Raw genomic sequence first — 25,256 nt, 5'->3', positions numbered from 1 at the left:
CTACCTGCCGGTCATGCGGATGGACTGCGGGAGCACCTCGCCGGCGACCACGTCGAACGTGGCGCCGTTGGCGAAGATCGGGATGGTGTCGTCGGCGAACGGCACCACGTCGAGCCGCTTGACGAGCGCGCTCTCGGCGGCCAGCCAGGCGGGGCAGCCTGCGGCGGCGGCCCTGGCGACGTTCGCGTCGTAGGTGGGGTTGGCGATGTGCGCGAAGTTGGAACCCTTGGGCGGCGTCGGCCCCGACACGAACGGGACGAGGTCGCTGGGCAGCGACGCCCCCAGCGGCAGCAGGGTCAGGTCCCACTCGCCGGTGCCGAACACGATCTGCGCGAACTCGCCGCGCACCACCTGCTTCACCGCCAGCTCGACGCCGAAGGGCCGCAGCCGCTGCGCCATCAGCTCGGCCGTCGCGGTGGCCCTGGGACCCAGCTCGGAGGTGTAGACGAGGGTGAGCTTCAACGGCCGGCCGAGCTGTTCGGCTGGACCTGTGTCGTGCGCGGGCAGGTTGCCCGTGACGCTGTCGCCCGAGCACGCCTTGGGCTCCACCGTCACCAGGCTCCGCGAGGGCAGGCCTGTGCCGCCGGTGAGTGCCTTGGCCAGCTCGGGCAGGTCGAGGGCGGCGACCAGGGCGCGCCTGACCCGCTCGTCCGCACCCGGCCGCCCGGCGGCCTGGTTGAAGAACAGTTCGCCCACGACCGCTCGTGCCTGCCTGGTGAACAGCTTCGCCGAGGACAGCCGCTGACGGTCCGCGCCCCTGACCGTGGCGGCGTTGACCTGCCCGCCGAGCAGGAGGCTCGCGGCGGTGGTCTCGTTCTTGACGACCTTGAGCACGACCATGTCGGGTTGGGCGCCCGTCGTCCCGCCGGGTCCCCAGCGGTAGCCGGTGCGTTTGACCAGGGTGTAGTGGTCGTCGGCGACCGCTTCTGTGAGCCGGTAGGGGCCGGTGCCGTCGGCCTGGCGTTTGAGCGCGGCGGGGTCGCGCAGACCGCGCGGGCAGACGATGAGGACGTCGGTGGTCTTGCGGAGCAGGAACGGGTCCGGCTTGGCGACCGTGAGCGTGAGGGTGTTCTTCGCGTCGTCGGCGGTGGCCTTCAGCCCGGCGGGAACGGTGCCGCCGAGCAGTTGGGAGCCGTTGCCCGGATCGGTGACGAAGGCGAAGCTCGCGGCGGCGTCGGAGGCCTTCAGCGGTGTCCCGTCCGCGCAGGTGATCCCCGGAGCGAGGGTGAACGTCACGCCGTCGCGGTGCTGCTTCCACGCGGTGGCCAGTCCTGAGGTGATCGTCCCATCTGACCGAAGGTGGACGAGCGGGTCGTACAGGAAGCGGCCGATGGCGTGGGTGTAGGCCGAGGCGCTGGCCAGCGGGTGCAGGCTGTCGGGGTCGGCGGCGATGGCCATGGTGAAGGTGCTGGTGCTGGTGGGTCCGCCCGCGGTGCCGCAGGCGGCGGCCAGCGAGACGACCGCGACCGCGGCCAGGTGGCGCCTCATCGCGCGCTCCTGGGAAGGATGCGGCCGAGCACCGAGGCGTAGGCGGGCCGCCCGTCCTGGCCTGGCTCGAGGAAGTGCACGTACTGGGTGGTGCCGGACACGGTGAACGTCCTTTCGCTGACCGGGATCAGTCGCAGGGGCCGCGGTGGCGGCGGCGGGTCCTCGCTCAGGTCTGTCTGGAGCGTGGCGGCCAGCCCGTCGCCGTCCGCGGTCACCTCCAGCGTGTGGAGGACGCCGTCGTAGCGGCCCGCGTAGCGGGTCAGATCCAGGCGGGGAGGCTCCCCCGGCCTGGTGACGGGGTCGGCCACGGCGGCGCCTGTCAGCTCTCGCAGCACGTGGTCGGTCACGCGCTGACCGAGCGCGGCGCCGCCGGGCGCGTTGGTCAGCACCACCACGGCCACGCCCGCCTCGGGCACCACGTCCAGGGCCGACAGCTGGCCGATCGTGGCGCCGCCGTGCCCGACGGCGGCGCGGCCGTCGGTGAGCGTGCGCAGCGCCCAGCCCAGGCCCCAGCCGTGGGTGCCGGCCATGGGCGGGATGGCCACCTGCTGCTCGTGCATCAGCGCGGCCCGTTCCGGGTCGCCGAGATGGTGGCGGACGAACCGCAGCACGTCCTCGGCCGTCGAGACGGTGATCGAGCCGGACGGCGCGCACCACGGCTGCTCCAGGTAGTGGCGCGCGACGCCGATCCGGCCCGTGTCCGGATCGGGCACGTGTCCGACGGCCGCGCGCCGCTTGATGATCTCCTCGGGGCGGAACAGGATGCTCGCCGCGCCGATCGGCTCGGCGATCCGCTCCCTGACGGCCCTGTCGTACGGCAGGCCGGTGAGGTGTTCGACGACGTGGCCGAGCACGACCATGCCGCTGTTGGAGTACGACCACAGCTCGCCCACCGGGTGGAGCTGCGCGACGCCGGCGAGCTGGGCGACGTAGCGGGCGAGGTTGTCCTCTCCCCAGCCGAGATCGCCCTCGCCGGGGAAGTCGCCGAGGAAGCCGCCCCGGTGGCACAGCAGGTGCCGGATGGTCACCGTGCCGGCGTCCGCGTCGCGCAGCCGGAACTCCGGCAGGTGGCGGGTGACGGGCTCGTCGAGCTCGAGGCGTCCCTCGCCGGCCAGCTGCATGATCAGCTCGGCGGTGAGGAGCTTGGTGTTGGAGCCGATCTGGAAGACGGTGTCGTCGGTGACCTCGATTCCGGTGTCCAGGTTCGCGACCCCCGCGACGTAGGTGGTGATCTCGTCGTCGTGGAGCACGCCGACGCTCACGCCCGGCACGCCGTACTGGGCTGTCAGGTGCCGGAGGTAGGACGTCAGCCCTGGCAGCGGCCGGGCGCGTCGCCTGGCCCACTCCTCGAGGCGCGGCGCGTCCTTGCCGGGGGTGAACCGTGCGGCGCCCGGATAGCCGGGTGCGCGGCCGTGCACGAAGACTGTCCCGGGCTCTTCCTCGACCAGCGCGTCGACCGCGGAGCGGACGTCCGGCTCGCCGGATCCGACGAGCAGCACCGTCCATCCCGCCGCGAGCAGCGCCCGCTGGTAGGGGCGCGGGACGGGGTCGCGCGGGCCGTCGTGGACGTCCACCAGGAGCGGTCCCCGCCGCTTGCCGTGCCAGACCCAGCGGCGGGTCAGCGTGCCGTCGGGGCCGCGCCCGTACGGCGGGCCTCCCGAGGCGGGCACGGCGAAGGCCTGCCCGGCGACCGAGTAGACCAGCTCGTCGCCGCCGGGCGACCACGCCGCGGAGTGGACGCGGAAGCCGCCCGCGGTCAGCTGGCGTACCGGACCTCCCGAGGCGGGCATCAGGAACAGGTGCTGTTCGTCGGTGCCGTCCTCTCCCGCCAGTACGGCCACCCACTCGCCGTCCGGCGACCAGTCCAGCGGGACGAGGTCGCCCGCGAGGGCGGCGAGCGGCTGTGCCAGGCCCCCGGCGGCCGGGACGACGTGGAGCCGGCCCTCGCGGAGGAAGGCCACCCTGCTCCCGTCGGGTGACCAGCACGGGTCGGTGTCGTCCGGTCCGGCCGTGAGCGGGCGCCGCTCGCCGGTCCCGGTGTCGATCAGCCAGATGGCCGTGCGGTATTCGCCGAGGTCGGCGACGTAGGCGGCGATCCGCCCGCCGGGCGCGGGCTGGGGTTCGCTGATGGCGGTCACGAGATCACTCCGTCGAGGCGGTGTCCGGCGATTTGCCGTGCGGCGGCCAGCGGGGTGAGGCCGTGCGCGTCGGCGGTGGCGTAGACCTCACGCAGCCGGTCGCCGATGCCGAGGACGCGGTCCATCACCTGATCGCGTGCGGCGCCCATCAGATCCGCCATCGCCGCGTGGATGAGGCCGCCCGCCCCGACCAGGAAGTCGGGCGCCCAGACGATCCCGCGCGCGGCGAGCAGGCCGGCCACGTCGTCGCCGGCGAGCTGGTCGTTGGCGGGTCCGACGATGGCCGCGCACCGCAGCGACGTCAGGTTGTCCCTGGTGACCAGGGTGCCGACGGCGGCGGGCACGAGGAGGTCCGCCTCGGTGGTTAGGGCGTCGCCGGGTTCCGCCCAGTGGGCGCCGAGATCGCGCGCCGGCTCGCGTTTGGCGGGGTCGACGTCGCTGACCACCAGGGAGGCGCCCTCGGCTGCGAGCCGGTCGGCGAGCCTGCCGCCGACCTGGCCGAGGCCCAGGATCACGATGCGGCGGCCGGCCGGGGCAGGCGTGCCGTACAGCCTTTCGAGCGTCACGCGGATGGCGGCGTGCGCGCCGGCGGCCGTGGGTCCGGCCGGTTCCCCGCTGCCGCCGTGCGAGGCGGGCAGGCAGAAGACGTGGCGGGTGCGTTCCCTGACCACGAGCATGTCCTCGGCCGTGGTCCCGGCGTCCTCGCCCGTCCGATAGCGGCCGCCGAGCGACTCCACGACGTCGCCCAGGTCGAGCAGCGCCGCGCGCCGGGCCTCGGGCGTGAGCTCCTGGCCCTCGGTGAGGGCGATGACGGCCTTGCCGCCGCCGAGGTCGAGCCCCGCCAGCGCCGCCTTCCAGGTCATCGCCCGCGACAGTCGCAGCGCGTCCTCCATGCCCGCACGCCAGTCCGGGTAGTGCCACAGCCTGCACCCGCCGGCGGCCGTCCCGAGCGCGGTCGAGTGAACCGCCACGATGATCGTCACGCCCGATCGTGGCCCTGTCGCGGCGACCACCCGCTCGTGTTCCAGTGCTGTCACCGGCCTCACCTCCGCGGGCCAGCCTGGACGGCGGGCGTGCGGCGAATCCTGTCCCGGCGGTACGAAGCTCGGCGGGCGGATTCGTCGGCGCGCACGAGGTGCCGTTCCCGGCCGGGCGCGAAGACTGCCTGCTCATGACCGTGCGCGAGCCAGCTCTGGTGAGCGGCCCTTCCTGCTGCGGCGCCTGGTGTCATCCGGCGCGCAGGGCCCGCCCGTTGCAGTGCAGGTACCGGCTGCCGTCGGCGAGCCGGACGAACACGACCGCCTGCCAGTCGCCCGCGCCGAGGTGGTCGGCGACGTAGACGTCGCCCGCCGAGTGGAGCAGGGGCCCGGTGAAGGTCGTCCCGCCCAGGTTCTCCGCGGCCAGGCTGCCCAGGTCCAGGGTGAGGCTGAACCGCCGGTCGTCGCCGGGTTCCACGATCATGGCCACGTTGGCGCTGTCGTATCTGCCGAGCCACTCGTGCGCGCCGGCGGGCAGCGGACCGCCGGACGGCCGCGGTCCCGCCGGGGCGCTGACGCCCGCCAGCTGGGAGAACAGCTCGGCGAGCAGGGTGTCGCCGACCTTGCCGAAGTGGCCGCCATTGGCCACGAGCGCCACGGCGAGGTCGGCGTCCGGGGCGAAGCGCATCATGCTGCCCTGGCCGACGTTGCTGCCGTCGTGGCCGGCCACGGCCAGGCCGTCCCAATCGGCCAGCATCAGCCCCAGGCCCCAGTGGTGGGCCAGCGAGGTGTCGGGCACGGCGACCTGGGGCGTGCGCATCAGGCGCGCGCTGTCCGCGGACAGGATCCGCTCGCCCGTCAGCGGCGACATGCCGTCGGCCGACAGCATCCTGGCGAAGGTGACCACGTCCGGCGCGCTGGCGGCCAGGCCGCCTGCCGGAGTCATCGAGCGCCGGTGCTCCCAGCGCGGCGCGGGGACCGCGATGCCGTCCGGCCCGGGGACGTGACCGTAGGCGGCCCGGTGGCGCAGCACGTCCTCCGGCAGGCTCGCCGTGTGCTCGACGCCCAGCGGATCGAACAGGAGTCGCTTGAGGGCGGCGTCGAACGTGGCGCCGGTGACCGCTTCCGCCACCCGGCCGGCGATGGAGTAGCCGCTGTTGCAGTACGACATGATCGCCCCCATCGGCTGGGTCTGCCGCAGGCCGGCGCAGGACGCCACGTACCGCTCGAGCGCCTCGTCGCCCCTGCCGGTGTCCAGGAAGTGGTCGCCGTCGATGCCCGAGGTGTGGCTCAGCAGGTGGCGCAGCGTCAACCGCTCGGTCACGTCCGGGTCGGCCAGGTGGAGGCCGGGCAGGTAGGACAGCACGGGCTCGTCGAGATCGAGCAGACCCTGGTCGGCCAGCCGCAGGATGAGGGCCGCGGTGTACGCCTTGCCCACCGAGCCCAGCTGGAAGACCGAGTCGGGGGTCGCCGTCACGCCGGTGTCCAGGTGCAGGACGCCGGTCGCGACGGACAGCGCCTGCCCGCGGTGGTGCACGGCCAGCGCGGCGCCGGGCACGCCGTGCTCGGCCGCCAGGTGGTCGAGCCGTTCCTGCCAGTACCGTTCGTCGAGGGACATGGAGGCTCCTTCCGTCGTCATCGATCGATTTCGATGGCAGGAGCCTCCACCGGGGAGGCGGCCGGTTCCTCGTGGCGTCGCGAGAGAATCGCCGGCCAGAGTCGTCCCCGCTGACCTACCGCCGCGGGTTCAGCGCAGGAGGCGGAAGCGTTCCGCGACGACCAGGGTGTCGTCGTCGATCACGGGGTCCTGGCCGCCGAGCGCGGCGATCATCTCGGGGCTGTGCCAGAAGCGCTCATGGGTGGCCCGCCACTCGGCGACCGTGGTGTAGCCCTCGCCCTCCGCGATGGCGAACTCCCGATCGATCTCCTTGACCGGCACGACACGCACCTCGACCGTCTCGATCAGCGCGACCGGGCGCTCGCCGGAGTCGACGACCGCGCCCCACCTGCCCGGCACCGGGAGCGGGTCGCCGGCGTACTCGTAGTCGGCCAGCAGCCCGGTGGTCGTGGTCTTCTCGCCGCTGAGTATCGCCGCGACCAGCTGGTCGCGCAGCGGCCCCGGGAAGGCGAACTCGGCGGCGGGCGGCTCGCCCAGCGGGAGGAACTCCTCCGCCCGCCATCCCCCGCCGTCGAAGGTCGCCAGGATCACCCCCGACACCAGCCACTTCGCGGTGGGCGGCGCCTCGGTGAGCTCGCCGCCCACGGCCTCGGCCAGCTCCCGCAACCGGCCCTCCGCCAGGTCGAACGGTCGCCATCCGGCGAGCGTCTCGCGCAGCTCACCCACCCCGCCGGCCTCGCGCCGCAGTACCACCGCATCGGGGACGTTCACCACCAGGGCACGCTGCCCAACGTCATATCCGGTCATGCCGAAGATTCTCCCTGAGTACGGCGCGCCGGGTCAGGTGATCTTGGTGTAGCGGATGTCGAAGTCGTAGGCCCAGTCGGTGCCGTCGGTGGCCCGCTCCCAGCGGCCGGTGATCGTGGTGGGCTCGACCGTGGCTGTGAAGCGCTGGAAGAAGCCGGGCGCGCCGCGGCGCAGCGTCCACACGCCCTCGTCGAGGGTCATGTCATACACCCGGAAGACGCCGCGGGCGTCGGAGTACAGGAACCGGTAGTTCCCGAACGAGTCGTCCACGCCGATGATCGAGATGGTGGGGAACGGCGAGTTCGCCGCCCATCCGGGCGGCGCACTCGACAGGTCGGCGTCGGCGGTCTGCCGCAGGAACGCCCCGTCCTCGATCCAGTCGAACCTGGTCCAGCCGCGCCCGCTGGCCTCCCCGTCGACGGCCGGCACCATCTCCCAGTTGCCGACGAGCGGATCGAGCCTGCGCAGCAGTTCGTGGGTGGCCGCCATGCGCCCAGTCAACCACGCCGCCCTCACGCGTAGATGAGCGACAGGAACCGCACCAGCACGGCCTCCCGGTGAGCCACGGGCAGCGCGTCCAGGATGGCGTTGACCACGGCCAGCTCGGGCTGCCCCGCTCCCGGCCGCAGGTCGGCGCCGACCGCCGCGGCCAGCTCGGCGAACGCGGCGTCGTCCAGCGCCTCGAGATCCATCCCCACCACGAGCTCGACCAGCCCTTCCGGCAGTACGGCGGGGCCGCGCCGCCGGGCCGCCGCCGCGGACTCGGCGATGACCTCGAGCATGGCCTCGACCCCGGCCAGAGTCACCCCGGTGACCGTGATGTGCAGGTTGGCGGGGATCCCGGCGAAGGACAGCTGGGGCTGCAGGAACCAGCCCCGCGCCCGCGCCTCGTCGGCCAGCGTGAACACGTCCTCGCCGGTGAAGGCCACCAGAGCCGACTCCGGCTCCCCGAGCACCCGCAGTCCCGAAATTTCGGAAATGCCGGACCTGAGCCGCTTGACCGCCTCCCACGTGGTCCGCCCCAGCTCCAGATACCCGTCACGGCCCAGGGCCTGAAGTGTCGCCCAGGCCCCGCCCAGGGGCCCGGCCGAGCGCGAGCTCTGCACGGTCGTGTTGATCACCGTGTATCCGGGCCACGCGGCCGAGGCGAAGTACGCCCTGCGGCGCATGGCCGGGTCCTTGAACAGCACGACCGAGGCCCCCTTGGGCGCGTAGCCGTACTTGTGCAGATCGCACGAGATCGAGGTCACCCCGGGCACGGACAGGTCGAAGGCGGGCACCTTGGCGCCCGCCTCCCGCAGCCAGGGCAGCAGCCAGCCGCCCACGCACGCGTCGACGTGGCACGGCACGCCCGCCGCCGCGGCCACGGCGGCGATCTCCTCGACCGGGTCGACCACGCCCTGCGGGTAGGAGGGCGCGGACGCCACGACCAGCACCGTGTCCTGGTCGATCGGCAGCCCGCCGGCCGTGGCGCGGAACGTCTCCAGGTCCACGGGCACGGGCCGCACCTCGACGCCTAGGTAGTGCGCGGCCTTGTGGAAGGCGGGATGGGCGGTCACCGGCAGCACCATGTTCGGCCGGGAGCGCCCCATCAGGTCGCGGGCCGCCTTCACGGCCAGCATGATCGACTCGGTGCCGCCGCTGGTGAAGATGCCGTGCCCGCCGCCGAGCTGATCCGCGACGGCGCCGACGACCTGCCGTTCCATCTCCACGATGCTCGGGAACGCGGTCGGGTCGAGGCTGTTGACCTCCAGCATCTCCAGGTAGACCCGGGCGGCCGCCTCGTGCACCGCGGCCCGTCCCGTGTCGTAGACGTAGGCGGTGACCTTGCCGCCGCGTACCGGCAGGTCGTGCTCCTTGAGCCGGGTGACCTCGGCCAGCAGTTCCTCGACGCTGCGTCCGGTCTCAGGCAGGTTCACGGGTCTCCTTCCGTACGGCGAGCCTGCCGTACCAGGTGATGAGCGGGAGGCTGAGCAGCATGAGCAGCGCGGGCAGGACGGTGAAGCCGAGCAGCAGGCCGGTCAGTGCGGAGGGCGGCTGGGCGACGGGCGACTCGACCGGCGCGGAGGCGAAGCCGGAAACGGCCAGCACCAGCGCGAACAGGCCTGGCCCGAGCGCCAGTCCGGCCGTCTCGCCCGCGGTCCACAGCCCGGTGAAGGCGCCCGCCTGGGCGTGGCCGGTGCGCGGCGTGTCGGCGTGCACGGTGTCGGGCAGCAGGGCCAGGGGCAGCAGCTGCAGCGCGGCGTAGCAGACCCCGGCCAGCGCGGTGAGCGTGAGCGTGGCGGCCAGGGATCCGGCCGCGATCGCGGGCACCAGGCCGAGCGCCACCAGCCCGAACCCGGCGGTGCCGACCAGGTAGCAGCGCACGTGGCCGTAGGCGCGTGCCAGGCGCGCCCACCCGGGCACCGCGAGCATGCTGGGCCCGACCAGGCAGACGAACATCACCGAGGTCAGCCCGTAGTCGCCGAGCCGGTAGGAGGCGATGTACGGCGCGCCGGCCAGCATGACGGCCACCCCGAGCGCCTGCGTGACGAAGGCGGCGAGCAGCGCGAAGAACGGGCGGTTGCCACGCGCCAGCCGGAAGGCGGCGACCGGCCCGAGCTGGTGCGGCCCCGGGCTGGAGCGCACCCATCGGGTGGCCAGCGTGGCGGTCAGCAGCGCGGCGGCCATGACAGCGCCGATCGTCACGCCCATCACGGCGTATCCGGGCCTGCCGCCGCCGGCCGACCGCACCACGAACGGCGCCAGGCCGCCCGCGACGAGGATGCCGACGGTCAGGCAGACGACCCGCCACGACATGATCCGGGTCCGCTCGTCGCCGCTGGACGACATCTCCGCAGGTAAGGCGACATAGGGCACCTGGAAGCAGGCGAAGGCCGTCGCCGCCGCCAGGAACGCGCCCCCGGCCCACACCGCCCCGGGCACCTCACCGGGCACGGCGAACATCAGCGCGAACCCCACGGGCAGGGTCAGGGATCCGGCGAGCAGCAGCCGGGTCCGCCGCCCTGTCCTGACGGCCTCGCGGTCGCTGGCGGCGCCCACCAACGGGTTGACCAGCACGTCCCAGATCTTCGGCGCCACCAGCACCCCGCCCGCCAGCGCCGCGGGCACGCCCAGCGTGTCGGTCAGGTAGTACAGCAGCAGCAGCCCGGGCACGGCGGAGAACACCCCGGTGCCGACGGAACCGATCCCGTAGCCCAGCAGCCGTCCGGCGTTCATGGCGCCTGGCCGGGCAGTCCGAGCGCGCGGTGCATGGTCAGGTGCAGGTGGGCGCGGAAGCGGCGCAGCGCCGCCCGGTCTCCCCCGGCCCTGCGGCGGCCCTCGGCGTCGAGCACGCCACCCTTGGTGAAGCCGTGCACGCACCAGATGACGGTCCAGATCGCGTACTCCAGGTCCACGTCCGGGTCGAACGCCCCGGCCCCGACCGCGGGCTCGAGTGCGGTCGCGACGGCCGCCACGAGCGGCTGGACGTACTCCTTCTCCAGCTCGGTCAGATCGCCGGCGTCCGACAGCCACCGGTGCATCCACAGCGCGGGCACCTCGGGGCGCTCCACGCAGAAGTCCAGGTAGTCGTCGATCAGCCGGTGGATCGCCACGGCCGGCTCCGCACCGGGGAAGCGGACCAGCGACGCCTCGAGCGCGGCCCGCTCGGCCTGGTGCGCGCGTTCGATCACGGCGAGGTAGAGCTCGCGCTTGCCGCCTACGTGGTAGCTGACGGTCGCGATGTTCAGCCCCGCGGCGTCGGCGATCTGCCGGGTGGAGGTCCCGTCGTAGCCGAGCGCCGCGAACAGCTGGGTCGCGGCCTTGAGGATCACCTCGACCTGGGTCATGCGGGACACGCTATCCAATCAATCGCTTGATGGAAGAGGCTTAGCGGGAAATACCTGCGTACGTTTGCGACCGCGTCCTGAGGGCAGCGCGGAGGCGGGCTCTTCGAAGGGCGGCGGCGATGGGACTCCTCCTCGGTCATGACATGGCGGTCGACTTAGGGACCGCGAACACGCTCGTGTACGTACGCAGGAAGGGCATCGTGCTGAACGAGCCCTCCGTGATCGCGATCAACCTGCCCAGGAACCACGTGGTGGCCGTCGGCAAGGCCGCCAAGCGGATGATGGGCCGCACTCCCCCGCACATCGCGACCATCCGCCCGCTCAAGGACGGCGTGATCGCCGATCTGGAGGCGGCCGAGCGGATGCTGCGGATCTTCATCCAGCGGGCGCACCCGCACCGCTTCCTGGCCAAGCCGCGGATCGTCGTCGCGGTGCCGAGCGGGACCACCTCGATCGAGCAGCGGGCCGTCAAGGAGGCCGCCTACGAGGCGGGCGCCCGGCGGGTGCACATCGTCGAGGAGCCGATGGCGGCGGCGATCGGCGCCGGGCTGAAGGTGGGCGAGGCGTCCGGCAACATGGTCGTCGACATCGGCGGCGGCACCACCGAGGTGGCGATCGTCTCGCTGAGCGGCGTGGTGGTCTCCAAGTCGCTGCGGGTCGGCGGCGACGAGCTGGACGAGGCGATCATCTCCTACGTCAAGAAGGAGCACGCGCTGCTGCTCGGCGAGCGTACGGCGGAGCGGATCAAGATCGGCCTGGGTATGGCCAAGCCGGCCGCGCCCGCATCGGAGTCCGAGCCGCGCGGCCGTCACCGGATCGTCCTCACGGCGAACGTCGACCTGGCCGACGGGTGCGAGCCCGATCCCGCCCCGCGTTCCTGGAACCCCTTCCGCGCCAGGCCGAAGGCCGAGTCGAAGCGGGACGCGCGGCCCGAGCCGCTGGACCCCGCGGAGACGGCGTCCGTCAGGGGTCGCGACCTGGTGACGGGGCTGCCGAAGACCGCGACGATCACGGTGGCGGAGATCAGCGAGGGCATCGAGGACACGGTCCAGACGATCATCGACGCGGTGCAGGCGACGCTCGACCAGTGCCCGGCGGAGCTGGCGGGTGACCTGCTGGACAACGGCATCGTGCTGACCGGAGGCGGCGCGCTGCTGCGCGGGCTGGCCGAGCGGATGGGCGAGGCCACCGGCATGCCGATCAGGGTGGTGGACAGGCCGCTGTACTCGGTGGCGCTGGGCGCGGGCCGCTGCGTGGAGCGCTTCCAGGCGATGAAGGACGTGCTGCTGCCCGAGTGGTCGCGGCGATGAGGGCCTGGCTGTCGTTCGTGCTGGTGGTGCTGGCGGCGGCGCTGGTGGGCGTGGACCGCTACTGGGTGCCGCTCACCCCGCTGCGCACGGCCGGCTCCCTGGTGTACGGCACGGCCGAGCGCGCTCTCGGCTCCGTGGCCCGCCTGTGGACGGGCACCGACCGCGTGGACGCGCTGGAGCGCGAGAACGCCGGGCTGCGCGCGAGCCTGCTGACCGCCTCGGCTCCCGTGACCACCGGCAAGGTCGCCGGGATCGCCGCCCACGTGGTGGGATTCGGGCAGGGGCAGAGCCTGACGATCGACGCCGGCGCCGCCCAGGGGGTCACGCGGGACGTCACCGTGGTGAACGCCGACGGGCTGGTCGGGAAGGTGACCTGGGCCGGGCCGTCGAGCGCGACCGTGGCGCTGATCACCGACGCCAGCTCCTCGGTCGGCGCGCGGGTGGCGGGCTCGGGCGAGCTTGGGCTGGTGAACGGGATGCCCGGCCAGGGGCGGCTGCGGCTGCGGCTGTTCAGCCCCGACGCGCCCGTCAAGGCCGGGGACCGGGTGGTGACGCTCGGGTCCGAGGGCGGCCGGCCGTACCGTGCCGGGGTGCTCATCGGCAGCGTCGTCGAGGTCTCCTCGGACCCGGCGGGGGCGGTGCTCGAGGCGGTGGTGCGTCCGGCGGCGCGGGTGTCGGCGCTGGACCTGGTGACCGTGGTGGGGTGAGCCATGGCGCTGGTGGTGCTGGCCGTGCTGCCGCTGGTCCAGGTGATGCTGGTCAACGGGCTGCCGTGGGGTGGGCCCGACCTGGTCCTGCTCGGGGTGCTCTGGGTCGCGCTGTCGCGCGGGGCGCTGTGGGGGTGCGCTGGCGGTTTCGTCGCCGGGCTGGCCGTGGACCTCGTGCCGCCCGCGGACCACACGGTGGGGCGGGACGCGCTCGTGCTGGCCGTCGTGGGGTTGCTCGCCGGACGGTCGGGACGCTTCGCGGCGCTGGTCCCTGTTGTGGGGGCGTGCGCCGGGCTCGTCCTCCAGGCGGGCGCCGCCCTGCTCCTCGGTGAAGCCTCCTGGGCGGAGGTCGGTGTCTGGCTGCCCTGGGTGTCGGCCTGGACGGTGGCCGGAGCCGCGCTGATGAGCGCCGCGCTCCGCCTCCGCCGCCATACTCCGGCCTGGCGCGACCCGGCCTGGCGCGACCCCGCCTGGCATGCGCGGGGAACCGCCTGGCGCGAGTACCGGCGCGCGGTGGGGGCGCGCCGTGCGTAGGCGGGAGGGCGGCGCCCGGACGGGGCGGGGGGTGGGGGTGCTGCGGGTCGTGGTGGTCGGGTTGATGGTCACGCTGGTCGGGCGGCTGTGGTTCCTGCAGGTCGTCAGCGGGGATCGGTACGTGCGGGCGGCGGCCGGGGTGTCGGTGCGGACGGTGGCGCTGGCTCCGTTGCGCGGGCAGATCCTGGACGCCGCGGGAAGGCCGCTGGTGGCCAACAGGACCGTGCCGGTCGTGTCGGTGGACGGGGTGGCGCTGGCGCACCAGGCCGACGGGGGCCGGGCCGTGCTCGGGCGGCTGGCGGCGGCGCTGCGGCAGCCGTACGGGAGGCTGGCGGGGAAGATCAGGATGTGCGGTCCCGGGGTGGCGCGCCCGTGCTGGCCGGGCTCGCCGTACGAGCCGATCCCCGTCGCCGACGCGGTGCCTGTGCAGGTCGCGCTGCAGATCACCGAACGGCAGGCCGACTTCCCCGGTGTCACCACAGAGCTGCGCCCGATCCGGGTCTACCCCTACGGCCGGGCGGCCGGGCACACACTGGGGTACTTGCAGGCGGGCGTGGGCCGCGACGGGCTGGAGGCCGTCTACGACCGCGACCTGGCGGGAAGGCCGGGCCGCCGCGTGGTGGCCGTGGACAACGCGGGAAACGTCACCCGGGTGGTCGGGCAGGATCCGGCGACCGCCGGGAACTCCCTGGTGACCAGCCTCGACGCGCGTATCCAGGTGATCGCCGAGCGGGCGCTGGCCACGGCGCTGGCCCGCACGGGCGGCACCTCGGGCGCGGCCGTTGTGCTCGAGTCGGCCACCGGCCGGGTGGCGGCGCTGGCCGGGTACCCGGGTTACGACCCGTCGGTGTGGACGGGCGGAGTGACGGCCGGGCAGTACGCCGGGCTGCAGCTGCTGTCGCGGGCCGTGCAGGGCCAGTGGGCGCCCGGCTCCACCTGGAAGGTCGCTTCCGTGGCGGCGGCCGCGAACGCCGGATACCGGCTCGACGCCCGCTACGGCTGCCCGAGCGGCTACACCGTGGGCGACCGGCTCTTCCGCAACTTCGGCTCGGCCGACCTGGGCACCATGACGATGCGCGGGGCGCTGGTGAAGTCGTGCGACACGGTCTTCTACCGGATCGCGGACGAACTGTGGCGGCGGGGCTCGGACGTGCCGCGCAGGACCGCGACGGGCTTCGGGTTCGGCGCGCGCACCGGGATCGACCTGCCGGGCGAGGCGGTCGGCGCGGTGCCGGCGGCGAGCGCGCGGCCGGGCGACGCGGCCAACTTCGCCATCGGGCAGGGCGGCGTGCTGGTGACACCGCTGCAGCTGGCGCGCGCGTACGCGGCGCTGGCCAACGGCGGCACGCTGTACGCGCCGCGCGTCGGCGAACGCGTCGTGCGGCCCGACGGGACGACGGTCCGCTCGATCGTGCCGCCCGTCACGGGCCGCCTTCCCGCCTCGGCCGCCACGCTCGCCTTCATCCGGGGCGCGCTGTCAGACGTCCCCCGCTCGGGTACGGCTTCCGCCGCCTTCAAGGGGTTCCCTTTCGGGCGGATCGCGGTGGCGGGCAAGACGGGCACGGCGGAGTCCGCCGGGCACCGGGACACCTCCTGGTTCGCCTCCTTCGCCCCCGATCCCGCCTACACCGTGGTCGTGGTGCTGTCGGAGGGCGGGCGCGGCGCCCAGGGGGCGGCACCGGCCGCCAGGCAGATCTGGGAGGGCATCGACGGCCTCAGGGAGACCCGATGACGCGGACGACGGACACCTGGCCCCGGTCCGCGGAACCCCTGCGGCGGGCCGCGAGCCCGCCGAGCGTCCGGCAGCAGGCGGGGCGGCGGTTGTCGTGGACGCCCGTGCTCGGGGCGCCGGACTGGGTGCTGGCCGGGGTGGCCGTGTCGCTGTCCGGGGTGGGACTGGTGCTGGTGTGGTCGGCGACGCGACTGGAGCAGGACCGGTCACTGCTGCTGCGGCAGGCCGGCAGCGTGGCGGTGGGGCTGGCGCTGATGTGGCTGGTCTCACGCTGCGACCTGCGGGTGCTGCGCGCCTACGTGCCGGTGGCCTACGTGCTCGCCGTGGTCCTACTCGCGGCCGTGCTGACGCCGCTGGGCGTGCGGGTCAACGGCGCGCACTCGTGGATCCCGCTGATCGCCGGGGTGCGGCTGCAGCCGTCCGAGCCGGCCAAGCTGGCGCTGGCGCTGGCCTTCGCCGTGCCGCTCGGCGAGCTGCGCGAGGGCGAGCGGCGGCCCGGCTTCGGCGGCGTGGTGCTCGCGCTGGTGCTGGCGGCGGTACCGATGGGGCTGATCCTGCTGCAGCCCGACCTGGGCACGATGCTGATCTTCTGCGCCATGGTGCTGGGCGCGCTGCTGGTGTCGGGCGCGCCCAAGCGGTGGCTACTGGCGCTGGTGGCGGCCGGAGTGGCGGCGGGCGCGGCGGCCTGGCAGCTCGGGCTGGTCCGTCCCTACCAGCTGCGGCGGCTGCTGGTGCTGGCCGATCCGGGTGCCGACCCGGCCGGGGCGGGCTACACGGCCGCGCAGGCCCGCATCGCGATCGGGTCGGGCGGGCTGCTGGGCAAGGGGCTGTTCCACGGCGAGCAGACCGCCGGGCACTTCGTGCCTGAGCAGCACACCGACTTCGTCTTCACCGTGGCGGGCGAGGAGCTCGGCTTCCTGGGCGCGGTGGCCATCCTGGCGTTGATCTGCGTGCTGCTGTGGCGGGGGCTGGCGATCGGGCGGCGCAGCGGCTCGCCGTACGGGACGGTGGTGGCGGGCGCGGTGGTGTGCTGGCTCGCCTTCCAGACGTTCGTGAACGTCGGCATGACCGTGGGGCTGGTGCCGGTGATCGGGGTGCCGCTGCCCTTCGTCTCCTACGGCGGGTCGGCGACGGTGACCGGGCTGGTGGCGGTCGGGCTGTTGCAGGCGATCCACCGCACAGGAAGGGCGTAAGGTCCCGTCATGACCGTCCACCTCCCCGGCTGACTTCCCTGGCGCGGAATAACCGCGGGGCCTCTCATGCTTAGGGGGTTAAACTTTCAACAGTCAAGATTGGTGACCGAAATGCAGTTCGGGATCTTCAGCGTCGGCGACGTGACCATGGACCCGACCACGGGCAGGACACCGACCGAGCACGAGCGAATCAAGGCGATGGTGGCCATCGCGCTCAAGGCCGAGGAGGTCGGGCTGGACGTGTTCGCGACCGGCGAGCACCACAACCCGCCGTTCGTGCCGTCGTCGCCCACGACCATGCTCGGCTACATCGCCGCGAAGACCTCGCGGCTGGTGCTGTCGACCGCGACCACGCTGATCACGACGAACGACCCGGTCAAGATCGCCGAGGACTTCGCGATGCTGCAGCACCTGGCCGACGGGCGGGTCGACGTCGTGCTGGGCCGCGGCAACACCGGTCCTGTCTACCCGTGGTTCGGCCAGGACATCCGCCAGGGGATCCCGCTGGCCATCGAGAACTACGCGCTGCTGCACCGGCTGTGGCGCGAGGACGTGGTCGACTGGGAGGGCCGCTTCCGCACGCCGCTGCAGGGGTTCACCTCGACGCCGCGGCCGCTGGACGGCGTGCCGCCGTTCGTGTGGCACGGCTCGATCCGCAGCCCGGAGATCGCCGAGCAGGCCGCCTACTACGGCGACGGGTTCTTCGCCAACAACATCTTCTGGCCCAAGGAGCACTTCCAGCGCCTGATCGACCTGTACAGGCAGCGCTACGCCCACTACGGGCACGGCACTCCCGAGCAGGCAGTCGTCGGGCTGGGTGGTCAGGTGTTCATCCGCAAGAACTCCCAGGACGCCATCCGCGAGTTCCGGCCCTACTTCGACAACGCCCCGGTCTACGGGCACGGGCCGTCGCTGGAGGAGTTCATGGCCGAGACGCCGCTGGCCGTGGGCAGCCCGCAGGAGGTCATCGACAGGACGCTGGCCTTCCGCGCGTCGTTCGGCGACTACCAGCGGCAGCTGTTCCTGATGGACCACGCCGGGCTTCCGCTGAAGACCGTGCTCGAGCAGCTGGACATCCTCGGCGAAGAGGTCGTGCCCGTGCTGCGCAAGGAGTTCGCCATCGGGCGCCCGGCCGAGGTGCCGGACGCGCCCACGCACACCGTGAGGCAGGCCGTACAGTCATGAAGATCGTCGTTGTCACCGCCGGGCTCACCCAGCCGTCGTCGACCCGGCTGCTGGGCGACCGCCTGGCCGAGGCGGTCGGCCGCCGGGTGGACGGGCTCGAGGTCGAGGTGGTCGAGCTGCGCGACCTGGCCGTCGACATCGCCAACGCCTTCGTCACCGGCTTCCCGGGGACCCGGCTGCGGGTCGCGCTGGACGCGGTTTCCGCGGCCGACGGGCTGATCGCGGTCACGCCGATCTTCACCGGGTCCTACAGCGGGTTGTTCAAGTCGTTCTTCGACGTGATCGACAACGCCGCGCTGGCGGGCAAGCCCGTGCTGATCGCGGCCACGGGCGGCACGGCGCGGCACTCGCTGGCGCTGGATCACGCCGTGCGGCCGATGTTCAGCTACCTGCGGGCTGTGGTCGTGCCGACCGCGGTGTACGCGGCGTCGGAGGACTGGGGCGGCGGCGGTGACGAGTTCACCGACGGGCTGTCCGAGCGCATCGACCGGGCCGCGGGCGAGCTGGCCGGGATCCTGCGGCCGGCCGTACAGGCCGAGGAGGAGATCACGCCGTTCGAGGACCTGCTGGCGGGGCTCCGCCCGTAAGGGGGCCCAACTTTTGCAACATTGGCCCCAATAGTTGACTCTCGCGAGTATGGTTCGTTAGGAATCTTTCCTAACGAACCCCCTCGGGAGAGCACGTGCGGAACTCGTTACGAGCCGTCCTGGTCACCGTCACGGCCCTGGCCCCCGCGCTCGCGCTGGGCGGGACGGCCCGCGCGGCGGTCGACCTCACAGACCCGCACAAGAAGGACATCGCCATGCAGCTGGTGTCCAGCGCGGAGAACTCCTCGCTCAACTGGAAAGCACAGTACAAGTACATCGAGGACATCGACGACGGCCGCGGCTACACGGCGGGCATCATCGGCTTCTGCTCCGGCACCGGCGACATGCTGGACCTGGTCGAGCTCTACGCCCAGCGCAAGCCGGGCAACGTGCTGGCCAAGTACCTGCCGGCGCTGCGCAAGGTGAACGGCTCCGACTCGCACAAGGGCCTGGACCCGAACTTCACCAAGGACTGGGCCACGGCCGCCAAGGACACGGCCTTCCAGCAGGCCCAGAACGACGAGCGCGACCGCGTCTACTTCAACCCGGCGGTCCAGCAGGCCAAGCAGGACGGCCTGCGGGCGCTGGGCCAGTTCATCTACTACGACGCCATCGTCATGCACGGCCCGGGCAGCGACAGCAGCAGCTTCGGCGGCATCAGGAAGGCCGCGCTGAACAAGGCCAAGACCCCGGCGCAGGGCGGCGACGAGGTCACCTTCCTCAACGCCTTCCTGGACGCGCGCAAGAAGGTGATGAAGCAGGAAGAGGCGCACGCCGACACCAGCCGGGTCGACACCGAGCAGCGCGTCTTCCTCAAGAACGGCAACCTCGACCTGGACCCGCCGCTGAAGTGGAAGGTCTACGGCGACTCCTACACGATCAAGAACTAGCGACCATCAACCCCGGCGGGAGGCCGTCGACCGTGGCCTTGCCCGATCGGTCCACCTCGGCGGCCACCTCCACACCCGCCACGCGCAGCCCCTGGACCCGCACCGCGCCCAGGGGCACCCCCCTCCACCGGCCTGACCTCCACCCGCCCGCCGGGCACGGCTCCCCGGGCGGGTAGAGCGCAAGACCAACGACCGGTGCGGTGACCACGAACACGCACCACAGTCCTAGCCGGCTCGGAGGACCTCTTACCTGGTGGGTGGTTCCGGCTCCTGGTCGGTCACCGCCGTCGCGGCACGGACGCCCATCACCGCGCCGGTGACCGTCAGCGCCAGCATGCCGGCGACGGCCACGATGACTGCCAGGAACACGCCTTCGTCGGTCGGCAGGAGCCACGCCGTCACCGCACCGGCCAGCCCGACACCGCCACCGGCCAGCGCGGGCACGCCCGCTACCTTGTTGGCGACTCGAAAGGCCGTGTCGCTGCGCATCGTGGCGGCGGTCCGCACCCCGGCAACGTTGTTGCGTGGCAGCCGTCCGGCCAAGCCAAGGTAACCGACGACACCCAGCGCGAGCCCTCCGAGCACGAGTACGAGGGGCAGGATGATCTCCATCTTTCGATCATAGGTCGTGTGGCACGCGCTGTACGGGACGAGTAGCCCGCAGACGGCAGAACCCACCACCTGACGGCCCGCCGCAGGAAGTGCCGGTTGGCACGTAGCACGTCCTCGTTCTCGGGCGCGAACTGAAACAACTTCTCCACCGCTTCACGATCGGCGGCGAAGTTGTCCTTCTCCCCGAGCGGGCAGTACGCGTACGGCCGCATCCGAGATTCTCGGCATCATCGGTTTGAGAACCGGGAGGGCCACCGGGAACCCGAACGCCTCCACGCAGAAATTACGTCCCCCCGGCGGCGAGGACGAGGCTGGCGGCCAGCATCACGGCGGCGCGTGACCAGGAGCGACCGCCGCGCCTTGGCCGCGACGGCGTACAACAGCACGAGCGCGAGCCCGTACCTGATCATGGTCAGCACGGTCACCTCGCGATCAGACGGAGGCCGGCTCCAGCTCCCGGAGGCGCCGGTAGAGCCCGGCTCCCGCAGCGGCGAGGAGGAGCGTGAACGCGGCCAGGATGATCATCGCGGCGACGAGGGGATCCATGGTCAGGCCGACCAGTCCACGCGCTTGATCCTGGTGAGGAAGTCCAGGCCCGCCTCCATCGTCCCCGACCCGGCCCGCAACGACGTCCGACCGGCGCGGTCGGGCACGTCCCAGGGGTCGAGGGTGACGACGGCGTTGGACCCCACCAGCATCAGCGTCTCGCCGGAACCGGGGGTGGCAGGAGGGTTGCGGTAGACCTCGCCCGCCTGTGCGGCCATTCCCCGCCACGTCGGCAGCCCCGCCTGGGCCTTCGCCTTGGCCACGACCTGGAGGATACCGACACCGACCACAGGGACCATATAGGCCGCCCATTCCAGGGTGAACCGATCGCCTGGATCCCCCAGCAAGCCGTCGGGCGTGTCGACACAGCGCAGGCGGGTGAGCGTGTCGATGACGTCCGCCGCCTCCCAGCGGGGGGCGTAGAAGAAGCCGTGGGCCATATGCCAGGGCCCGGCCCAAGCCGCCCAGCGCGCGCCCTCGGGAGTCGCGCAGTCGTAGATGACGACGTCGCCGCCGCCCATCGAGAACCGCTGCGGGTTGGTGTAGCCGCGCGATTCGACCACCGCGCTCAGAGCGCTGCTCGGGGCGATCTCAAGACCCCAGCCGTCGTAGGTCGGCGACCTGCGGCCGTACTTGGGGATGTAGCGGATATGGGCGGTCCAGTCCCGCAGCGCGGCCTGTTCCTCCCGGCTGAGATCGACGGTGATCCGCGACCCGTCAATCGCCTGAACTGCCATGCGAACCTCCCCACTCATCGGCGTTATCAGCTGGCTAGCTGATCGGCAGCGTCAACCGGGAAGATCGCCACGTCCAGCTATTCGACTGAGCGGCGAATACATTGTGTGCGGGGTTATCAGTGGAATTGGTGGCGATCAAACTGGCGTCATGAGCGTTCGCCTTGCATGCAGGGGGTCAGGAGTTCGAATCTCCTAGGCTCCACCAGCACAAAGACACCCCCGTCAGCGGTGCGCTGACGGGGGTGAGTATCTAACTGAGTAACTAAGCCTCCCCCGCGTCCGGGAAAAGGCTGTCCATCGCCTTGGCACCCTCCAAGAGGACCGGTCGTAGCTGGAAGCGGTAGACCGTCTCCGTGACCACCGTGTTGGCGTGGCCGACCAAGCGGGAGATGTCCTCTATCGGAACCCCTGGGTCCGAGAGCACCGAGACGAAGCTGTGCCGCATCTCGCGCGGTGACCACTCCCTGCCGACCAAGCCTGCCCTGTCGAGCACCTTGCGGAAGTCCCGGCGCACGTTATGGGCCGTGAGCGGCTTCCCGCTCTTGGTAGAGAAGACCAGCCCACCAGTCCACTCGTCTCCTGCGTCGGCCCGGACCTCGTTCTGTGCCTCCCTGAGCTGGCGCAGAGCCTTCACAGCCCGAAGCCACGCCTTGCGTTCCTCGTCGAACGCCACGACGTGCGGCCAGGTCAGCGCGCGAACCTCCTCCGTTCGCGCCCCGGTGAGCAGCGACAGCAGGATGTACGCCCGGATCCGAACGGGTGACTTCTCTGCGGTGTTCACCACGGCTTCCGCCTGCGCAAGGGTCATGGCATGTGAGGGGCGGCCGGGCCGACCCTCCGGGATCTCGCAGAGGTCCACCACGTTGCGCTTGACCTTGTCCCGGATCATGGCGTTTTGGTCGAGCGGTTCAGGACGGAGTGGATGAGCTTGAGCGTCCAGGTGCTCAGGTGCTTCGCCTTGGCGGCCAGCCACTTGTCTACGTCCTCCACCGACAGGTCGCGAAGCTTCCGCTTCCCGAGCGCCGGGATCACGTGGATCTTGCGGACGTGATGGACCAAGACGACGGCCACGCCGTGGGCGTCGGTCAGGCGCTTGGCACGACCCATCGCGGCATAGTCGGCGTCGTAGGCCGACAGCCCGGGCGCGGTCGTTCCGCGCACCTTGGCGAACACGTCGATGACGACCATGCGCGCGCCGGGGTGGCGTTCGAGCCAACGCGCAATGGCCTCATCCCCACCCTGTGGAAGGGTGGGGCAGCTCGTGGCCGGGGTCAGGTCACGAGGCGCCGCCTGCCCGCCAAGGATCTTGCGCATCCCGGACTGGAGACGGCGCGGCGTGTCTTCCAACGCCAGGTAGAGCACCGGGCCAGGCTCGTGACAACCCATTGCCGGTGTACGGAACTGTACGGATTTCTCGCCGCTTCCGCCGCCCTTGCCGCAGCCTTGTCTGTGGCAGGGCCGTTGTCAGTCGAACACAAGGGCGTGACGAAGGAGGGTTAGCGCGTGAAGGGCCTGAAGCGCATGGCCCCTGGGCGCGTCCGGGGCAGCCATCGACCCGAAGAGACCGAGGGAGATGTGCGCCGGCCGACTCCCTCCCGGCGGACGCAGCCGCATCCTTTCGGCCGGCCCGGCCGCGAGTGCCGCGCCGAACGGTACGTCGAAAGCATCCGCACCGCCTACCTGCACCGAGAGGAATCCGCACTGTGAAGATGAAGCAGAACAGATCGAGAAGAAAGCTGGCGGCTCTGGCCGCGACGGTCACCGCGACCGGCGGGCTGCTGATGATCGCGCCGGCTGCGCACGCCGACGGTTGGCCGATGAACCGTTGCGACGTGGCCGCCGTCTACTGTGGTGCCTCTTGGGTGTACCACGCCGATGCCAACTGGGTGGACCATTGGGCGTTCGCGCGTTCGCCGGGGCCGCGAAGCTTGGCGTGAGCGCGGTTGGCCTGCTTTTGGGATTCGGGTTTGTGCTTGCCCTTGTACAGGGTGAGGACCGTGCGTTCGGCGCCCTGATATGCCTTGTCGGCGAGGGTGATGATGCCCGCGTTCTCCAGTGCGCGCGGGATGCCCCAGATGCAGGCCGCGCTCAGGTGGGCTTTGCCCGGGCAGCGCTCCGGAGGTCCACACGATCGTTCCGTCCGGTGAGGCGATGACCTGCACGTTCATGCGGTGGGACCTGATGCTCGCCGGAGAAGTCAGGCCGGTCGGCCTTGACCCGCCGGAAAGGTTCACGGTGCTACGCACGCCTTTCTGCGCTTCGCGCGAGAGGCTGCAACATTTGTTAGTTGATCACCGCCGTACCAGAGACCTCGATCAGCCCCCAGTGTTGCAGCCGTTCTTCCGTGCGGGAGCACGGCGTGACGGACCCTGGCGGATACATAACGGCAGCCCAGGCAGCAGCAGGTGATGCGAACGTAGGTTCGTTTTTGACTTACGCAATACGCGCACGGGAGTGGCACGTCTGCAAGATTCCTCCGGGCGTGAACGAGGAAACGCTCCTCCTGCTCAGCGACGCGCTGACCTCCAGCGGACTGCTCGTCGCCGACGAGATCCCGAACGCGCCCGTGATCGGGACAAGGCGATCACGATCGGGCACTGAACGAACAGGGAGAGGTGGATTGAAATGGTACAGGTGCTGCCTTATGGGGCCGAAGATCTGACGCGCACCCGTTTCGCGATATCGCCCATCGGCCATCTGGTACACGGGATGCACAACGGCCCTTGTTCGCGGAGCTCGCAACGGCGCCAGCGATGGTGGAGCACGGCCCGGCGCGCGGTTCCGGCCAACGGGCGGTCGCTGGTCGAGCTTGTCAACCTGGGAGGCCGCTCGGTGCCCGCGTTCCTGCTGCCCTCGTCCCCGGCGGAGCAGCCGAGGTTCGAACCCACCCTGGACGACGAGCTGGACCTGCTCGCCGCGACGCCGCTCGACCGGATCCGCGCCGAGCTACTGCCACGCTCGGGCGCCGGCGGGTCGTTGCCGCGCGTCGCCCAGGAGTTGCTCGACGGCCAGAGCCGCAGCCTGCGCCGTATGGTTCAGGTCGTTCGCGACGTGTTCAAGTCCTGCATGTCCGACGACTGGCCGGACATCCGGCGCCGCTTGCACCGCGATCTGAACCATCGCGCCCACGTGATGATGGTCAACGGCACGGGAGCCGTCCTCAAGACCCTGCACCCGACCATCACCTGGGAGAGCGGGCACCTTCTGTACGCCGCATCGGATCAGCCGCCCGTCGGGTCGACGGCGAACCAGGGGTTCGTACTGAAGCCATGCGCGTTCGGCAGCAGCTCCATCCATCCGATGACGGCACCAGGTCATCCGCCGGTGCTGATCTACCCCTGCCGAGAGGACGGAGCCGACCGGCTCGGTCGCGGCGGAGACTCCCTGTCGGTGCTGCTCGGCGCGGGCCGGGCCCGAGCGCTGCGGGCGATCGACGGCGGATGCTCCACCGCCGAGCTGGCCCGCCGCCTCTACGTCGGTCCGCCGACGGCCTCCGCTCACGCGGTGGTGCTCCGCTCGGCCGGCCTGATCACTACGGAGCGGGACGGTCAGCGGGTCCGCCACGAGGTCACCCTTCTCGGGTCGGGGCTGCTCGCGGCCAACCCAGGTGGCAATTCGATGGATTCGTGAATTGCTTCTGCCCGTACCTGCCAAGGAGGGATGCTCCAGTCGATCACACCTGAAGGGGATGGCGAACATGCGACGACATCGTGGCGGCCGGCGCTACCCAGCGCGCTGGGCCGCGCTGTTCTTGCTGCTCGGGGCCGCATTCGGCGTGGGCGCGCCCGCCGCGCAGGCGCGTACCGCGCAGGGTGGCTACCACTGGGACCTGGTCCTCCCCGGTGGGGGAGCGACCTTCGACAGCTTCGACTACGACGCGCAATCGCGGGACATCAACCACGTCGACTGGCCGGTGGACCTGATCTTCACAGGTCGCGCGTCCATCAACCGGGTCAAGAACGTCGTGAGCGGGACACTCTCCCTCCAGGGAGGGGTGATGTACGCCTGGGTCGGCGGCGGCTGGGACTCCGACAAAGGTCTCAAGCAACACCGCGGGAGCACCTGCCAGGGCGACAGCTATCACTTCCGGGTCTACGCACCGCCGAGCACCGACCAGATGTACAGCAACTACTACGGATACTTCGTGGTCGCCACCAGCCACAACGACTACAACGAGAACTGCTACGGCGGTTACTCCTACCACAACGAGACCGACGAGCGCTGGATCGCCGGCCTGTTCTCCAGCCACGGCTACGCGGTCCACCCGGACTCCATCTACCTCAACAACTACGAGAACGCGGGAAGCGTCAGCTACAACGATGGCTGGGCGACCGAAGTGGTAATGCCATAGCCGCCGCCGCGCTC

Annotated in this window: 24 protein-coding genes and 2 pseudogenes; 11 read left to right on the top strand and 15 right to left on the bottom strand. The window is 71.7% G+C overall.

The annotated features are described in order from the left end of the window. From ACIBHX_RS25625 to ACIBHX_RS25585, 9 genes are all read right to left on the bottom strand, one after another. Entirely contained in the window at positions 1-1,488 is a 1,488-nt protein-coding gene (locus tag ACIBHX_RS25625; RefSeq protein WP_397069765.1) for an ABC transporter substrate-binding protein, read from the bottom strand. After that, on the bottom strand, positions 1,485-3,626 hold the full coding sequence (locus ACIBHX_RS25620; RefSeq protein WP_397069764.1) for a serine hydrolase: 2,142 nt from the start codon (positions 3,624-3,626) through the stop codon (positions 1,485-1,487). The genes ACIBHX_RS25625 and ACIBHX_RS25620 overlap by 4 nt, the downstream gene beginning before the upstream one ends. Continuing rightward, positions 3,623-4,663 (bottom strand): Glu/Leu/Phe/Val dehydrogenase dimerization domain-containing protein, encoded by a 1,041-nt coding sequence (locus ACIBHX_RS25615; RefSeq protein WP_397069763.1) that lies wholly within the window; start codon positions 4,661-4,663, stop codon positions 3,623-3,625. Before ACIBHX_RS25615 ends, ACIBHX_RS25620 begins: the two co-directional genes overlap by 4 nt. A gap of 190 nt (positions 4,664-4,853) precedes the next feature. Beyond that, positions 4,854-6,221: a serine hydrolase domain-containing protein gene (locus ACIBHX_RS25610; protein WP_397069762.1), complete on the bottom strand. Its 1,368-nt coding sequence runs from the start codon at positions 6,219-6,221 to the stop codon at positions 4,854-4,856. 129 nt (positions 6,222-6,350) lie between these two features. Continuing rightward, positions 6,351-7,028, bottom strand: a complete 678-nt coding sequence (locus tag ACIBHX_RS25605; protein ID WP_397069761.1) for an ASCH domain-containing protein — start codon at positions 7,026-7,028, stop codon at positions 6,351-6,353. A 33-nt stretch (positions 7,029-7,061) separates the two neighbouring features. Beyond that, on the bottom strand, positions 7,062-7,517 hold the full coding sequence (locus tag ACIBHX_RS25600; RefSeq protein WP_397069760.1) for a hypothetical protein: 456 nt from the start codon (positions 7,515-7,517) through the stop codon (positions 7,062-7,064). Between the two features lie 23 nt (positions 7,518-7,540). Further along, on the bottom strand, positions 7,541-8,947 hold the full coding sequence (locus tag ACIBHX_RS25595) for a pyridoxal phosphate-dependent decarboxylase family protein (protein ID WP_397069759.1): 1,407 nt from the start codon (positions 8,945-8,947) through the stop codon (positions 7,541-7,543). Beyond that, positions 8,934-10,247: an MFS transporter gene (locus tag ACIBHX_RS25590; RefSeq protein WP_397069758.1), complete on the bottom strand. Its 1,314-nt coding sequence runs from the start codon at positions 10,245-10,247 to the stop codon at positions 8,934-8,936. The genes ACIBHX_RS25595 and ACIBHX_RS25590 overlap by 14 nt, the downstream gene beginning before the upstream one ends. Next, positions 10,244-10,858, bottom strand: a complete 615-nt coding sequence (locus tag ACIBHX_RS25585; RefSeq protein WP_397069757.1) for a TetR/AcrR family transcriptional regulator — start codon at positions 10,856-10,858, stop codon at positions 10,244-10,246. Before ACIBHX_RS25585 ends, ACIBHX_RS25590 begins: the two co-directional genes overlap by 4 nt. Before the next feature lie 143 nt (positions 10,859-11,001). Between ACIBHX_RS25585 and ACIBHX_RS25580 the strand changes: the two genes are divergently transcribed. The 8 genes from ACIBHX_RS25580 (at position 11,002) to ACIBHX_RS25545 (ending at position 18,996) form a co-directional block, all read left to right on the top strand. After that, positions 11,002-12,168, top strand: coding sequence for a rod shape-determining protein (locus ACIBHX_RS25580; RefSeq protein ID WP_397069756.1), 1,167 nt, complete (start codon positions 11,002-11,004; stop codon positions 12,166-12,168). Next, the gene (mreC, locus tag ACIBHX_RS25575; protein ID WP_397069755.1) at positions 12,165-12,875 is read left to right on the top strand and encodes a rod shape-determining protein MreC; all 711 of its coding nucleotides are present in this window, start codon (positions 12,165-12,167) and stop codon (positions 12,873-12,875) included. Before ACIBHX_RS25580 ends, mreC begins: the two co-directional genes overlap by 4 nt. Before the next feature lie 3 nt (positions 12,876-12,878). Beyond that, positions 12,879-13,409, top strand: coding sequence for a rod shape-determining protein MreD (locus ACIBHX_RS25570; protein ID WP_397069754.1), 531 nt, complete (start codon positions 12,879-12,881; stop codon positions 13,407-13,409). Continuing rightward, on the top strand, positions 13,402-15,141 hold the full coding sequence (locus ACIBHX_RS25565) for a peptidoglycan D,D-transpeptidase FtsI family protein (RefSeq protein WP_397069753.1): 1,740 nt from the start codon (positions 13,402-13,404) through the stop codon (positions 15,139-15,141). The genes ACIBHX_RS25570 and ACIBHX_RS25565 overlap by 8 nt, the downstream gene beginning before the upstream one ends. Beyond that, entirely contained in the window at positions 15,138-16,334 is a 1,197-nt protein-coding gene (gene rodA / locus ACIBHX_RS25560) for a rod shape-determining protein RodA (protein ID WP_397069752.1), read from the top strand. Before ACIBHX_RS25565 ends, rodA begins: the two co-directional genes overlap by 4 nt. A 111-nt stretch (positions 16,335-16,445) precedes the next feature. Next, entirely contained in the window at positions 16,446-17,519 is a 1,074-nt protein-coding gene (locus tag ACIBHX_RS25555; protein WP_397069751.1) for an LLM class flavin-dependent oxidoreductase, read from the top strand. Beyond that, the gene (locus ACIBHX_RS25550) at positions 17,516-18,106 is read left to right on the top strand and encodes an FMN reductase (RefSeq protein ID WP_397069750.1); all 591 of its coding nucleotides are present in this window, start codon (positions 17,516-17,518) and stop codon (positions 18,104-18,106) included. Before ACIBHX_RS25555 ends, ACIBHX_RS25550 begins: the two co-directional genes overlap by 4 nt. Before the next feature lie 95 nt (positions 18,107-18,201). Continuing rightward, complete coding sequence (locus ACIBHX_RS25545) at positions 18,202-18,996, top strand: chitosanase (RefSeq protein WP_397069749.1); 795 nt, start codon at positions 18,202-18,204, stop codon at positions 18,994-18,996. 246 nt (positions 18,997-19,242) lie between these two features. On the opposite strand, the gene ACIBHX_RS25540 is transcribed toward ACIBHX_RS25545, so the two are convergent. From ACIBHX_RS25540 to ACIBHX_RS25520, 5 genes and pseudogenes are all read right to left on the bottom strand, one after another. Then, positions 19,243-19,608: an SdpI family protein gene (locus ACIBHX_RS25540; RefSeq protein ID WP_397069925.1), complete on the bottom strand. Its 366-nt coding sequence runs from the start codon at positions 19,606-19,608 to the stop codon at positions 19,243-19,245. 71 nt (positions 19,609-19,679) lie between these two features. Next, positions 19,680-19,820, bottom strand: a pseudogene (locus ACIBHX_RS25535) (SAM-dependent methyltransferase); the annotation flags it as partial. 336 nt (positions 19,821-20,156) lie between these two features. Next, positions 20,157-20,891, bottom strand: coding sequence for a hypothetical protein (locus ACIBHX_RS25530; protein WP_397069747.1), 735 nt, complete (start codon positions 20,889-20,891; stop codon positions 20,157-20,159). Positions 20,892-21,153: 262 nt separating this feature from the next. Further along, positions 21,154-21,780, bottom strand: coding sequence for a tyrosine recombinase XerC (gene xerC, locus ACIBHX_RS25525; protein WP_397069746.1), 627 nt, complete (start codon positions 21,778-21,780; stop codon positions 21,154-21,156). Beyond that, complete coding sequence (locus ACIBHX_RS25520) at positions 21,777-22,277, bottom strand: AAA family ATPase (RefSeq protein ID WP_397069744.1); 501 nt, start codon at positions 22,275-22,277, stop codon at positions 21,777-21,779. The genes xerC and ACIBHX_RS25520 overlap by 4 nt, the downstream gene beginning before the upstream one ends. 317 nt (positions 22,278-22,594) lie before the next feature. On the opposite strand from ACIBHX_RS25520, the gene ACIBHX_RS25515 reads away from it, so the two are divergent. Then, positions 22,595-22,828: a hypothetical protein gene (locus ACIBHX_RS25515; RefSeq protein ID WP_397069933.1), complete on the top strand. Its 234-nt coding sequence runs from the start codon at positions 22,595-22,597 to the stop codon at positions 22,826-22,828. Here the strand turns inward: ACIBHX_RS25515 and ACIBHX_RS25510 are convergent. After that, positions 22,777-23,120: pseudogene (locus ACIBHX_RS25510) on the bottom strand (transposase family protein); the annotation flags it as partial. The gene ACIBHX_RS25515 and the pseudogene ACIBHX_RS25510 overlap by 52 nt on opposite strands. Before the next feature lie 603 nt (positions 23,121-23,723). Between ACIBHX_RS25510 and ACIBHX_RS25505 the strand changes: the two are divergent. Next, the gene (locus ACIBHX_RS25505) at positions 23,724-24,521 is read left to right on the top strand and encodes a hypothetical protein (RefSeq protein ID WP_397069742.1); all 798 of its coding nucleotides are present in this window, start codon (positions 23,724-23,726) and stop codon (positions 24,519-24,521) included. A 67-nt stretch (positions 24,522-24,588) separates the two neighbouring features. Continuing rightward, positions 24,589-25,242, top strand: coding sequence for a hypothetical protein (locus tag ACIBHX_RS25500; protein WP_397069741.1), 654 nt, complete (start codon positions 24,589-24,591; stop codon positions 25,240-25,242). The last annotated feature ends 14 nt before the right edge of the window (positions 25,243-25,256 follow it).

The organism is Nonomuraea sp. NPDC050536 (assembly GCF_044457685.1).
Taxonomy (GTDB): Bacteria; Actinomycetota; Actinomycetes; order Streptosporangiales; family Streptosporangiaceae; genus Nonomuraea.
The sequence above is the reverse complement of the archived record's forward strand: the minus strand, read 5'-3'. Positions and strand labels throughout refer to the sequence as shown.